Source organism: Streptomyces sp. NPDC001348, from assembly GCF_053597535.1.
On record NZ_JBSFIK010000025.1, the window covers coordinates 35,786 to 47,913 of the forward strand.

General features: G+C 72.7%; 11 protein-coding genes and 1 pseudogene. 5 read left to right on the plus strand and 7 right to left on the minus strand.

The annotated features are described in order from the left end of the window. Positions 1 to 98: 98 nt before the first annotated feature. Genes ACWC21_RS24860 through ACWC21_RS24870 form a run of 3 tightly spaced genes read right to left on the minus strand, consistent with a single transcriptional unit; the run spans position 99 to position 2,925 of the window. Positions 99 to 752: a hypothetical protein gene (locus ACWC21_RS24860; protein WP_450885017.1), complete on the minus strand. Its 654-nt coding sequence runs from the start codon at positions 750 to 752 to the stop codon at positions 99 to 101. Then, entirely contained in the window at positions 749 to 2,236 is a 1,488-nt protein-coding gene (locus ACWC21_RS24865; RefSeq protein WP_450885018.1) for a sensor histidine kinase, read from the minus strand. Before ACWC21_RS24865 ends, ACWC21_RS24860 begins: the two co-directional genes overlap by 4 nt. Next, positions 2,233 to 2,925: a response regulator gene (locus ACWC21_RS24870; RefSeq protein WP_450885019.1), complete on the minus strand. Its 693-nt coding sequence runs from the start codon at positions 2,923 to 2,925 to the stop codon at positions 2,233 to 2,235. Before ACWC21_RS24870 ends, ACWC21_RS24865 begins: the two co-directional genes overlap by 4 nt. Before the next feature lie 472 nt (positions 2,926 to 3,397). On the opposite strand from ACWC21_RS24870, the gene ACWC21_RS24875 reads away from it, so the two are divergent. Both ACWC21_RS24875 and ACWC21_RS24880 read left to right on the plus strand, forming a co-directional pair. After that, positions 3,398 to 4,192: an FUSC family protein gene (locus ACWC21_RS24875; RefSeq protein ID WP_450885020.1), complete on the plus strand. Its 795-nt coding sequence runs from the start codon at positions 3,398 to 3,400 to the stop codon at positions 4,190 to 4,192. Between the two features lie 120 nt (positions 4,193 to 4,312). Next, on the plus strand, positions 4,313 to 5,419 hold the full coding sequence (locus tag ACWC21_RS24880; protein ID WP_450885021.1) for an NAD(P)/FAD-dependent oxidoreductase: 1,107 nt from the start codon (positions 4,313 to 4,315) through the stop codon (positions 5,417 to 5,419). A 43-nt stretch (positions 5,420 to 5,462) separates the two neighbouring features. Here the strand turns inward: ACWC21_RS24880 and ACWC21_RS24885 are convergent, their stop codons facing one another. After that, positions 5,463 to 6,977, minus strand: coding sequence for a YfbK domain-containing protein (locus ACWC21_RS24885; RefSeq protein WP_450885022.1), 1,515 nt, complete (start codon positions 6,975 to 6,977; stop codon positions 5,463 to 5,465). Positions 6,978 to 7,227: 250 nt separating this feature from the next. Here ACWC21_RS24885 and ACWC21_RS24890 point away from each other — a divergent pair, with 250 nt between their 5' ends. From ACWC21_RS24890 to ACWC21_RS24900, 3 genes are all read left to right on the plus strand, one after another. Continuing rightward, positions 7,228 to 7,542, plus strand: coding sequence for a hypothetical protein (locus tag ACWC21_RS24890; RefSeq protein WP_450885023.1), 315 nt, complete (start codon positions 7,228 to 7,230; stop codon positions 7,540 to 7,542). Between the two features lie 138 nt (positions 7,543 to 7,680). Further along, complete coding sequence (locus ACWC21_RS24895; protein WP_450885024.1) at positions 7,681 to 8,448, plus strand: SAM-dependent methyltransferase; 768 nt, start codon at positions 7,681 to 7,683, stop codon at positions 8,446 to 8,448. Positions 8,449 to 8,451: 3 nt separating this feature from the next. Next, complete coding sequence (locus ACWC21_RS24900; protein ID WP_450885025.1) at positions 8,452 to 9,201, plus strand: Type 1 glutamine amidotransferase-like domain-containing protein; 750 nt, start codon at positions 8,452 to 8,454, stop codon at positions 9,199 to 9,201. Positions 9,202 to 9,216: 15 nt separating this feature from the next. On the opposite strand, the pseudogene ACWC21_RS24905 reads toward ACWC21_RS24900, so the two are convergent. The 3 genes and pseudogenes from ACWC21_RS24905 to ACWC21_RS24915 all read right to left on the minus strand — a co-directional run bounded on the left by ACWC21_RS24905 (position 9,217) and on the right by ACWC21_RS24915 (position 12,108). Further along, a pseudogene (locus tag ACWC21_RS24905) lies at positions 9,217 to 9,735 on the minus strand (GNAT family N-acetyltransferase). 29 nt (positions 9,736 to 9,764) lie between these two features. Then, entirely contained in the window at positions 9,765 to 10,892 is a 1,128-nt protein-coding gene (locus ACWC21_RS24910; protein ID WP_450885026.1) for a CapA family protein, read from the minus strand. Between the two features lie 67 nt (positions 10,893 to 10,959). Next, positions 10,960 to 12,108: a site-2 protease family protein gene (locus tag ACWC21_RS24915; RefSeq protein WP_450885027.1), complete on the minus strand. Its 1,149-nt coding sequence runs from the start codon at positions 12,106 to 12,108 to the stop codon at positions 10,960 to 10,962. Positions 12,109 to 12,128: the final 20 nt, after the last annotated feature.

Sequence of the window (12,128 nt, forward strand, 5' to 3'; positions counted from 1 at the left end):
TCAGGGCCGCTGCACCCGGCCCGAAGCATGGTTCGCGCGGTCCCCCCGTGCCGGGACACGTCGGGCCGGCGCCAGGCACCGGGACGGACGCCGGATCTTCACTGAACGCCCCCCGAGAAACCCGACCAGTCGTGCACCTCACCCGAGGAGCCGTGGGGGCACCGCGCGGCGCTTCCTTCGACGCGCCGGCCGTCAGGGCCCGTGACGGTGACCGCTCCCGGTGCGGCCCCGGGGTCGGCGACGCGCTCCGCCGCGACAGCCGTGCAGATGATCTGGGCCGCCGCGAGCTCGCTCAACCCGTCTTCGGACGCGGAGAGCCGCACGGAAACGGTGCCCTCCCGTGTCACCACCCGCACGGTGGAGCCCTCCGTGGGCGCGGGAGTCGGGGCAGCCCGGGTAGTGGGGTCGGCTGTGGTGGTGGCCGGTGCAGTCGTGGCGGTCGGCGGCATGCCCGCGGGCAGCGGCAGCCGCGTGGTCAGCCGCCCGCTCCGCTCCGCGTCCGTGGGGCCCAGGAGCAGCATCCGCAGGGCCGACTCGACGTCGCCGGGTGCGTCGGTCCGGCGGGACACGGCCGTCAGGTGGCCGTCCAGTACGAAGTACAGCCAGGTCATCGGCACGACGCCACTGGCGGGACCGCCGGCCTGCACCACTCCGGTCGTGGGGATGCCGCACGACGTGAGTGCGCACACGGCGGGAACGAACAGCAGCGCGGACCGGCGCAGCGCGGTCATGGCTCGGCGTGCGGATGTCACCACTGGCTCTCCTGGGGCGGCTCGTCACTGGGCAACGGGAGACGAACGGTGAAGACGGCGCCCCCCTGGGGCCGGTTCTCCGCGCGGACGGTGCCGCCGTGCACCCGGACGTTCTCCGCGGTGATCGCGAGGCCCAGACCGCTGCCCTCGGTGCGGGTACGGGCGGCGTCCGACTTGTAGAACCGCTCGAAGACATGCGGCAGCACGCTGTCGGGGATACCGGGCCCGCTGTCCAGGACCTCGATCACCGCGAGCCGCTCCCCGCCGGGCTCCCCGCCCTCGTACAGGCGGAGTACGACGGGCCGGGCGCCGTGCCGCAGCGCGTTGCCGACCAGGTTGGCGACGACGACGTCGAGGCGGCGCGGGTCGACGCGTCCGCGCAGGGTGCCGGGCGGCGGCAGGTCGGTGTCCACCAGGTCGGTCCAGGCGCGGGCGGCGAGGGTGCGGCGCAGTGACTCGGCGAAGTCGATCTCGTCCAGGTGCAGCACCGCGGCGCCCGCGTCGAAGCGGGAGATCTCCATGAGGTCGTCCACCAGACGGGCCAGCTTGACGGTCTCCTCGCTGATCAGACGGACCGCTGTGGCGGTGTCCGGGTCCAGACCGGCGGCGTCCTCGTCGAGGACGTCGGTGACCGCCGACATGGCGGCCAGCGGGGTCCGCAGTTCGTGCGACACGTCGGCGGCGAAGCGGCGGGCCCGGGCCTCCATGCCGCGCAGTTCGGCCACCGACTCCTCCAGCGCGGCGGCCGTCTCGTTGAACGTGTGTGACAGATCGGCGAGTTCGTCGGATCCGTTGACCGCGAGCCGGGTGTCCAGCCGTCCCTCGGCGATGCTGCGGGTGGCGCGGCGCAGTGCCCGTACCGGCCGCAGAACCCCGCGCGCGGCGAGCAGCGCCAGGAGCACGGCCAGCGCCAGCGCGGGCACGGTGGCCCGTTCGACGGCGGTCACCAGGGCGTCGACGTAGGCCCGTTCCGTGGTCTGCGGCACCGTCAGGAAGACATGGACCCCGGAGGCGTAGACGCCCTTGACGCCGGGGGTGGCGAACGTGACCGACATGCCGACGACCAGAAAGGTGCGGTCGCCGCTGTGCACCCGTTGGAAGACGGTCGCCATGCTGGAGTTCACGGCCTCGCGCACGGCGGGTGTCAGCTCCTCGAAGCGGTCGTCGGGGACGGAGGTGGCGCTCAGCCCGCCGTAGGTGACCATGACCCGCCAGGTCCCGGACGGCTCGGCGCGGGCCACGTCCGCCGCCAACCCTCGCAGCTCGTCCTGGCCCGGAGGGAAGCCGAGTTGCGGGGCCAGCCGGCCGACCTGGGCGCGCAGCAACTGGATCACGTTGTCCTGGCTCTGCTGGAGCACGCCGGTGCGCGCCTCACGGAAGGTCAGGGCACCGGTGGTGGCCGCGGTGAGTGCGGCGACGAGCGTGAAGGCCACCACCAGCCGTACGCGCAGACCGCGCAGTTGCGGGGCTCGTGGACGTCTCACCGTGCCGCGAACCGGTAACCGAAGCCGCGCACGGTCTGGATGTGCCGAGGCTCGCGCGGTGGTTCGCCCAGCTTGGCACGCAGCCGCTTGACGCAGGCGTCCACCAGCCGGGCGTCGCCGTGGTAGCTGTGCTCCCAGACCGCCTCCAGCAGCTGTTGCCGGCTGAACACCTGACCGGGCGAGGCGGACAGGGTGAGCAGCAGCCGTAGTTCGGACGGGGCCAGCGCGATCGGTACGCCACCGCGGGCGACCGAGAGTCCGGCCCGGTCGACGGCCAGGTCCCCGTACGTGTCGATCTTCGGAATGCCGCCCTCGGCGGGCGCGCCGGCCACCCGGCGCAGTACGGCACGGATGCGTGCCTGCAACACGCGCGCCTGAACCGGCTTCACCACGTAGTCGTCGGCTCCCGCCTCCAGTCCCACGACGATGTCCTCGTCGTCGCCCCGCGCGGTCGCCATGATGATCGGCAGGGCCTGGTCGATGGTGCGTATCTCGCGGCACACGTCCAGGCCGGCCATGCCGGGCAGCATGAGGTCGAGTACCACCACGTCCGGCCGGAAGGACCGCACGTGCTCCAGCCCGTCCTCGCCGGTCTCGACGGCGGCGACCTCGTGTCCCTGGCGGCGCAGGGCGAGTGCTACTCCCTCCCGCACGGCACGGTCGTCTTCGATCAGCAGAACGCGTGGCATGCGCTCAGTATCCGCAGGGCATCCGGCCGTCTGCGCGTTTGTTACCGGATGATCATATAAACCCGAGTGCGCGTTGCCCGTCGTCCGCCGGCATATCTCCGCTCGAGAGAGCCACCTGTCCTGGGAGCCAGGAGAGCACATGAGCTGGAGGACGCTGCGGTGGAGGCCAGGCGGTGGAGGATCGCCGAAGTACGGGCGCGGGCCGGGGACATGAACTGGTCGCGGGCGGTGCCGTGGGCGGGGCTGCGGTACGCGCTCGGGGCGGGCACGGTGCTCGCCGCCGCGACGGCCCTGTGGGGCCCGCGGCCGGGCATGATCGTCGCCTCGGGCGCCGTCAACGCCGGGGCCGTGGGCACCACGGCCGGGCCGGCCCGCCCGCGCGCGGCCATGTGCGTGTCGCTCGCCGCCCTCGCCTCGGCGGCCTTCCTGGGCATGGTCACGGCAGACAGACCTCCCCGTCTTCTCCATCGCCGTGCCGGCCCTCCTCGGGGCCGTCGCCGGCCTGCTCGCCGGCACCGGCCAGGCGGCCGCCACCATGGGCGTGCAGGCCATGGTGGGGTTCGTGACGCTGGGCCGTTCTCCCCAGCCGGCCGGCACCGCCGCGCTGCTGGCCGCGGGCACCGTGATCGGCGGCCTGGCCCAGATCGCGCTCGGTCTGCTCTTTCGCGGGGCCACACTTCGCGCCGCGGTACGGGCGGTGTCGTCCGCGCCGAGCCGGCCGCCCGGCCCCGACCCGGAACGGCCACCGGTCCGGGCCGTCCTGCGGTCGACCGGCCGGGCGCTCAGGCATCCGGCTCCACTGGCCCGCTGGCACGCCCTCCGGCTCGCCCTCGGGCCGGCACTCGCACAGACGGCCGCCGCACGGCTGCTGCCGGACGAGCGGGGTTACTGGATCACCCTGACGTTGCTGAACGTCCTCAAACCGGGCTGGGTCTCCACGGCCAGCCGGGGTGTGGACCGCTGGGTCGGCACCCTCACCGGGGTGCTGGCGGTCGGGGCCCTGGCCGACGCCGTTCCGCTGCGGGGCCTCGCACTGGTGGCGGCGGTGACGTTCCTGCTCTGGGGCGCGTTCGGGCTGCAGTCGGTGAACTACGGGCTGTTCTGCGCCTTCATCTCGGGTTACGTGCTGCTGTTCCTGCAAGTGGTGGCCGCACCGCCGAGCGACTCCGCCCTCTACCGCGCGGTCGACACCACCCTTGGCGGGCTGTTGGCCCTGCTCCTGCACGCCCGGCTCCGCCGCCCGGGCAGCCGCCCGAGCGGTGACTGACCACCGGCTGCTGCCCGAGGGCAGAGCTCTTCACAGCACCCACACCAAGCCCGCCATTAGCTTTAAGTTTCAAGTGTTAGTTTCCTTCTCGTTCCCCCCACCACGGCACAGGAGACCGTTGTGCGAGACGCCAACGTAGTAGTGATCGGCGGCGGTTACGCGGGCGTCCGCCTTGCGAAACGGCTCGACTCGACGGCGCGGGTCACGCTCGTGGACCGCAAGGAGGTGTTCTTCCACCGCATCGCCTCCCTGCGGGCCGGCGTGCGCCCCGCCTGGACGGTGACCCCCTTCATCCCGTACGACCGCCTGCTGCGCAACGGCAACGTGGTCCTGGGCAAGGCGGTGCGCGTCGACACCGACGGGCGACAGGTCGTACTGGCCACGGGCGAGCGGCTGCCGTACGACGTGCTGGTCGTCGCCACCGGCGCCGACTACCCCGAACCGGCGCGCTTCACCGGCACCACGGCCGAGGAAGCGACCAAGTCGTTCGCGGAACACCAGCACAAGGTCGCCACCGCCGAACACCTCCTCGTCGTCGGTGGCGGCCCGTCCGGTGTCGAACTCAGCGCCGAGATACGGCTGGCCCGGCCTGACGCACGAGTGACGCTCGCCCACTCCGGGCCGGAGTTGCTGCACTCCACCGGCAGCGCCCGCGCCGGGCACAGGGCCCGCGCCTGGCTCGAGACCCACGACGTGGAGGTACGGCTCGACTCCTTCATGTCCCCGGGGAACGAGTTCGGCACCTACCGCGACGGCCGAGGCGCCGTCATCACCGCCGACGTGTCCTACTGGGCCACGGGCACCACCCCCAACACGCTCTGGCTGCGTCTCGCCGGGCTCGGTGACTGGCTGAACGGTACGGGGCACGTCAAGGTCGACCGGATGCTCCGTGTCGAGGGACGGCCCGACGTGTACGCGGTCGGTGACGTGAACGACACCGGCGAACTCAAGGTCACCCCCGCCGCGCTCGCCCAGGCGGAGGTCGCCGCGCACAACATCTGTGTCTACCTGCGCGGTTCGGGCAGGCACCGCAGACAGCCCCGCTCCTACCGGGCGGTTCACCGCACCCCGCTCATCGTGCCGTTCGGCTCCAGCGACGGAGTGACGATGCTGCCCGTGCCGGGCGGGGAGAGCGCCGTCCTCGGCAGCCGCGTCACCACACTGGCCAAGGCCAAGACGCTCATGACGCCCTTCATGAGGCGCCAGCTCGGATACACCGCCGCCTGACGACGGCCGTCACCCGTTCCGGTCGGTGGCGGCCGATCCGCCGTCAGTCCAGGCCTTGACCCGCTTCCGCGATGGCATCGGCCAGCCGGCGTACCGCCGGGTCCTCGGTGGTACGGGCCAGCGTGGCGGCGTGGCGGTGCAGGGCGTCGAGGCCGGGTGCGCCCGGAAGCGGGGCACGGTCGTGGTCGGTGGAACGCAGGGCGTCGGCGAAGTAGGCGGCGACCGCGGTCACCTGGAAGCGCGGGCCGGCCGCCCAGAGGGAGGGGTGCAGGGCGCCGGTCTCCAGGCCGCCGGAGGCCTCGTGCGGGGACCTGGTACGCGGGTCGAGCCAGCGGACGGTGGCGGTGGCGAGGTGCCCGTCGTGGCCGGGCCGGGTGCGCACGGCGTAGACGGCGGTGACGGTGTGGCCGGGGCCGACCTCGCCGCCGTCCACGTGGTCGTCGCGGAAGTCGTCGTCGGCGACGCGGCGGTCGTCGTAGCCGACGAGACGGAACTCGGCGACGGTCTCGGGGTCGAAGGCGACCTGCGCCTTGGCGTCACGTGCGGTCAGCTCGATGTTCTGCGGGAGTTGCTCGACGAACACCTCGCGGGCGGCGTCGGCGTCGGACACGTACGCCGTGTGCCCGTCGCCCTTGTCGGCGAGGCGTTCCATGAGGGCGTCGCCGTAGTCGCTGCCGACGCCGACTCCGAAGAGGGTGATGCCGTGTTCGCGGCGCGCGGTGGCGATGCGTTCGAGGATGGCGTCCGGGTCGGTGTTCCCGTCGTTGGCGAGTCCGTCGGACACCAGGACGACGCGGTTGGTGGCGTCCTTGCGCAGCCCCTGGACAGCCGTGGCGTACCCCCTCTCGACGCCCGCGCCGAGGTCGGTCGAGGACAGCGCCTCGAGACCGTCGATCGCGTCGTGGACCTGCCCGCGATGGCCGCCGAGCCGGGTCATCGGCAGGACGGTCTCCGCCTTCTCGCTGAAGGTGACGAGCGCGACCGAGTCGTCGTCACGCAACCGGTCCGTCATCGTGGCCAGGGACTTCTTGGCGAGGTCCAGGCGGCCCGGTTCCTCCATGGAGCCGGAGACGTCGACGACGAAGGTGAGGGCGGCGGGCGGCCGTCCGCCCTCCGGGTCCGCCGCCCTGGTGGCGAGACCGACCCGTACCAGGGACCAGTTCGCCTTGTCGGTGCGGGCGCCGTCGACGGTCACCGAAAAGCCGTTGCCGTCGGGACGGGGGTAGTCCTGCCGGAAGCTGTTGACGAACTCCTCCGGCCGGATGGTCGACGGTGCGGGCCGGCGTCCCTCGGCGAGCAGTCGGCACGCATAGCCGTAGGAGGCGGTGTCGACATCGAGGGCGAAGGTGGACACCTGGCCGGACGGCGAGTTGGAGCCGGCGGCCGTCCCGTCAGAGTCCCTGGTCCGGGCGGGAGCCGGCACCCAGTGCTTCCCGCGCTCGGGGCCGTCGACCCGGGAATCGTCGTTGTACGCGCCGCAGCTCGTCAGCAGCAGGCCGCCCGCCGTCGCGAGCGCGAGCAGGGCGCCGCTCAGCCGCCTGATCCGGTTCCGCTCCATGTTGTCCGTCCCCTGTGTCCGTTGACGCCATCCTGTCCTGTGTGACTGTGACGGCGCGAGCGGCGGGAACGTGCGCCGTGATGTGTTGCGGACGGATGTCGAAGCGGCCACAAAAGCAGCCTTCCTGGACCGGTGGGTGGGCGTTTCCGCCGACCCTGGACGCCAGTTGCCGGACGTACGATCGGGTGTAGTTGCCCGCGCAGGGGCCTGTCGGCTTTCCGGCGGAGCTTCCCGTGCGCAGAGTGTGATCATGAAGAATCCGCGTTCGCACCGTGTGCACCGCTCCCTCGCACACTCGGCCGCTGCAGCAGTCATCGTCCTCGCAGCGGCCCTGGCCTCCGCCGCACCCGCCGCCGCCCGCACCGCTCCTGGTCCCGACCTCGGCAGACAGGAGGAGAGGTGTGAGGTGACGGTCAAGGATTCGGGTGGTGGAGGCGTTCTCTGGGCACTCGCGCCCGGGGCCGCGGGCACCACGGTGCAGACGACCCAGTGCGCGACCCAGCCGTCGGGCGGTTCCGCGACGCGGGAAGGGGCCGGAGCGGAAGATCCGGTCCCGGTGTCCTGAGCAGGGGCTTGCCGCGCCGCACAACGCCGGCCATGGTTCCGGCCCGGACCTGACGGTCCGGGCCGTGCGCCCGACCGTGGGCCGCCGCACCGAAAACCGGTGTCGCCGACGGCCCGACCCTCCTTACTGTGCGGGTTCATGGATGACAGCGCCGCCCCACCACGACTGACCCGGCTCACCTTCCACGGTCCCCTCTCCGAGGACCGCGCGGCCAGGATGATCCGCCGGCTCACCGCGCAGGCCGCCCCGGCAACCGTGCTCGACATCGGTTGTGGCTGGGGCGAGTTCATGCTGCGTCTGCTCGAGGCGACCCCCGGTGCGACCGGCACCGGCATCGACCTGAACGAGGAGGACCTCGCCCGCGGACGCGCCAACGCCGAGGCCAGGGGCCTGGGCCGGCGTGTCCGCTTCGTCCAGGAGTCCGGCGTCGGCACCACCCGCGGCCCCGCGGACCTCGTACTCTGCCTGGGCGCCGGCCACGCCCTCAGCGCCGCGCAGCCACCCGGGCACATCACCGCGGCCCTGCGCGCCCTGCGCACGCTGGTCACCCCGGGCGGCCGAGTCGTTCTCGGCGAGGGCTTCTGGCAACGGCCGCCCACGACGGACGAATTGGCGGCGATGTGGCCCGACGCCTCCTCCTCCGAGTTCCACGACCTCGCCGGCCTTGTCGACCTCGCCATCACCGCCGGCTTCCGCCCTGCCTGGATCGAGACGGCGAGCGACGACGAATGGGAGGAGTTCGAGTCGGCCTACCAGTCGGACGTCGAGGAGTGGCTGGCCACCCACGCCGGCCACCCGCTGGCGAAGGAGACCCGCGACCGCGTCGACGAGCACCGCAGCCGTTGGCTCAGGGGGTACCGCGGCGTCATGGGCCTCGCCTACCTGACCCTCGTGCCGGTGAGTTGAGCCATGGACCGATCGCCCACTCCCGCCGCCGCTCCCGCCCGCCGCGTGGTACTCCTCGGAGGAGGCTTCTCGACCGACGACGACGGCCTGCTGGACGACTGGCTGCTGTCCCACGCGAGAGCCCCTCGGCCCAATGTCTGTTTCGTCCCCACAGCCAGCGGAGACGCACCTGCCTACATCGAGCGGTTCCTGAGCGCGTTCCGGTCCCGCGACTGCGAACCGTCCGTGCTGCCGTTGTTCCGGCGTGAGCTCGACGACGACGCTCTGCGGGCGTTCGTCCTCTCCCAGGACGTGGTGTACGTCGGTGGCGGCAACACCGCCAACCTGCTGGCGGTCTGGCGGGTACACGGGCTGGACCGGCTGCTGGGCGAGGCCTACGACAGCGGAACGCTGCTGTGCGGGATCAGCGCCGGTGCCAACTGCTGGGCCGAGGGCTCACACACCGACTCCTTCGGCCCGCTGACGTTCCTGCCGGACGGGCTCGGCCTGCTACCGGGATCGGTGTGCCCGCACTACGACGGCGAGCCGGGCCGGCGTCCCTCCTACCGGAAAGCCGTGGCGACCGGCATGCTGCCGGCCGGGTGGGCGGTGGAGGACGGCGTGGGCGCCCTCTTCACCGACGGACGCCTCACGGAGACGGTGACCCGGGCCCCGGGGGCCTGCCTGTACCGGATCGAGTGCGCCGGGGAGGACACCGTCAGCGAGCGGGCGGTGCCGTGCCGCCTGCTGGGCGGAGCGGCGGCCGGACCGTGACGCGCCCCGTGGAGGTCAGACCCCGCCGAGATCCACCCGCCAGTCGTTCGACGTGATCCAGTGATCCCTGGGGTATTCGAACCCCACCGCACCGAGCAGCTCGAATCCGGCCTTCCGGCAGACCGCGTTCGACGCGGGGTGATCCGCGCTCGGAAAGGCATGGAGGTAGCGGTGTCCTCCGGCCGCCCGCGCCGCCTCGACGAGCGCGCGGGCCGCCGTCACGGCGAGACCCCTCCCCTGGAACTCGGGCAGCACCCCCCACCCGGTCTCCCACACCGTTCCCGCCCGCCACTCCCGCTCCCAGAGACCGATCGAGCCCACGGTGTCACCGGTGCCGGCCGGCGCGACCCGGTACATCTGCCCCGACTCCAGCCGGAGGTAGCGCCGGTGCCGGGCGACGAGCTGCTGCTCCGTCTCCGGACCGCCCAAGTGCTCCGTCATCTCAGGGCTGTTCTATCTCCGCAGCAGCCAGAAGTCGTCCTGCGCCCAGGGCTCCAGCGTCACTTGTGCGTCCATGGCGTCCACGGCGGTCATCCTAGGGCGCGGGTCCGACAACCCCCGGCTCAGAGCGCGGGTCCTCCCGGTGACCGGAGGAAGAGTGTGTCGTCCGGCTCGCGGGCGACACGCGACCCGATGCCTCGGCCTACCCGGTTCAGAACGGTCCGCAGCCACTCCGCGTCCTCGTGCGACGCGCGCACCAGCCGCATCCGCCGCGCCTGGAGCGGCACCATCCGCACGGTGGCCGGCGTCCCGGTGCCCGGCTCCATGGTGACCAGGTACAGCAGCCGCAGGTCGTCCCGGTACCGTTCGTGGCCGCTGATTCCCTCGTAGTCGTCGACGAAGTCGCCGCAGCCGTACAGGATGGGCTTCCCCCGGTAGAGCTCCACCGGACGCGGATGGTGCGAGGAGTGTCCGTGCACGACGTCCGCTCCGCCGTCCACGAGCGCGTGGGCGAAGGCGACCTCCTCACGGGAGATACCGAACCCCCAGTTCGTCCCCCAGTGCACCGATACGATCACGATGTCGCCCGGCCGCTTCATCTGCCGCACGCGGCGGGTGATCGCGGACGCGGCCGCACCGGACGGCTCGGCCACGAAGTCCACACCGCCGTGCGCGCCGGTCGCGGCCCAGCCGCCTGGTATGCCGCTCGACGCCGTCCCGCACGAGAAGACCAGCACCCGGCCCCCTCCGGCGAGGGGGACGATCGCCGGCCGTCGCGCCTCGCCCGCGTCCCGGCCGGCCCCGGCGGTCCTCAGCCCCGCGTCGGCCAGGGCGACGAGCGTCTGGTCGAGTCCGCCGAGCCCGAAGTCCAGCACGTGGTTGTTGGCGATGACACAGACGTCGGGACGGACGGCGGTCAGGCACGGCAGGTTGGCCGGGTTCATCCGGTAGTGGACCTCCTTGCCGGGCGCGAACCGGCCGGCCTGGGTGACGCTGGTCTCGAGGTTGATGATCCGGGCGTCGGGAGCGGCCTCGTCGAGTATCCGCAGTGCCTCGCCCCACGGCCAGGAGAAGCCGACCGGTGCCGGAATCGCTCCGTTCACGGCCTCGGCCATCTCGACGTAGGCACGGGCGTCATGGACGTACGTCTCCCGGAGCACCGGATCCCCGGGGTGCGGAAGGATCTGATCGACACCCCGGCCCAGCATCACGTCACCGCAGAGGAACAGGGTGACCGGGCCCCCGCGCATGCCCCCAGGCTAAGCCGTTCGAAGCCGTGCCGCAGACGGAGTGCGACGCAGGAGGGCCGGTCGCCCGTCACCGTCCGCCGTGTCCACCGTGGGCGGACGGGGCCGGCCAGGACAGGGCGCGGGCGACGTCGGCGACGGTCAGGATGCCGACGAGGCGGCCTTCATCGAGGACCAGGGCACGGCGGGCGGGGCTCGCCTCCAGACGGGGGAGCAGATCGAGCACCGGCTCCTGAGGGGTGACCGTGACGATGTCGCCGAGAGGGTGCATCACCTCACGCACCGTGGTGCTCGCCCGCTTTCCCGGTGGTGTCGCGTCGACGCGTCGGACGGTGAGCAGTCCGGCCACCGAGCCGTCCGCCTCCAGGACCGGGAACGCCGAGTGGCGGTAGGGGCCGAAGGGCCCCTCCGCCAGGAAGCCGGCGAGCGTGGCCGTGGCCGGCACGGCGACCGGGTCGGGGGTCATGACGCGGCCGACCGGCACTCCGCCCAGTACGCCCCGCGTCTCGGCCTGCCGGGCCTCGGCCGTGGCGGCCGCGATCAGGAACCAGCCGATCAGCGCCAGCCACAGGCCGGACAGGTCACCGGCGAACAGCACGGTCGCGAAGCCTGTCACCACCATGATCCAGCCCAGCACCCGACCCGCCGCCGACGCGCCCTGCGTGGCCCGCAGCCGGTCACCGGTGCGGTGCCACAGGTACGCCCGGAGCAGCCGCCCTCCGTCCAGCGGCGCGGCGGGCAACGCGTTGAACACGGCCAGCAGTACGTTGATCGCGGCCAGCCAGGCCACCGCCTCCACCACCAGCCCGGACACGTGGAGCGCGTCCAGGCCCACGGCCGCGCCGGCCAGTACCCCGCCGGCCAGCAGGCTGGTGAGCGGACCCACGCCCGCGATGCGCAGTTCCGCGGCCGGTGTCGGGGCCTCGCCCCGCAGGCGGGCGGCACCGCCCAGCATCCACAGGGTGATGCCCTCCACCTGGACGCCGTTGCGGCGGGCGACCACGGCGTGCGCCAGCTCGTGGGCCAGCAGCGAGCCGAGGAAGACGACCGCGGTGAGCAGGGCGAGCGCCCAGTACAGGGCGGGGGAGTGGCCCGGGTGCGCGTCGGGGAAACGGCCGCGCGCCAGCGCGACCGTCACCAGGACGATGATGACCAGGACACTCCAGTTCAGACCGACCCGCACGCCGGCGATCCGGCCGAGGGACACCGTCTCGTTCATGATCCTCGCCTCACAGCACG

Coding starts and splice junctions, on each gene's coding strand:
- ACWC21_RS24870 (WP_450885019.1), bottom strand. CDS start 2,925: ATGCCACGCGTTCTGCTGATCGAAGACGACCGTGCCGTGCGGGAGGGA.
- ACWC21_RS24885 (WP_450885022.1), bottom strand. CDS start 6,977: ATGGAGCGGAACCGGATCAGGCGGCTGAGCGGCGCCCTGCTCGCGCTC.
- ACWC21_RS24890 (WP_450885023.1), top strand. CDS start 7,228: ATGAAGAATCCGCGTTCGCACCGTGTGCACCGCTCCCTCGCACACTCG.
- ACWC21_RS24895 (WP_450885024.1), top strand. CDS start 7,681: ATGGATGACAGCGCCGCCCCACCACGACTGACCCGGCTCACCTTCCAC.
- ACWC21_RS24900 (WP_450885025.1), top strand. CDS start 8,452: ATGGACCGATCGCCCACTCCCGCCGCCGCTCCCGCCCGCCGCGTGGTA.
- ACWC21_RS24910 (WP_450885026.1), bottom strand. CDS start 10,892: ATGCGCGGGGGCCCGGTCACCCTGTTCCTCTGCGGTGACGTGATGCTG.
- ACWC21_RS24915 (WP_450885027.1), bottom strand. CDS start 12,108: ATGAACGAGACGGTGTCCCTCGGCCGGATCGCCGGCGTGCGGGTCGGT.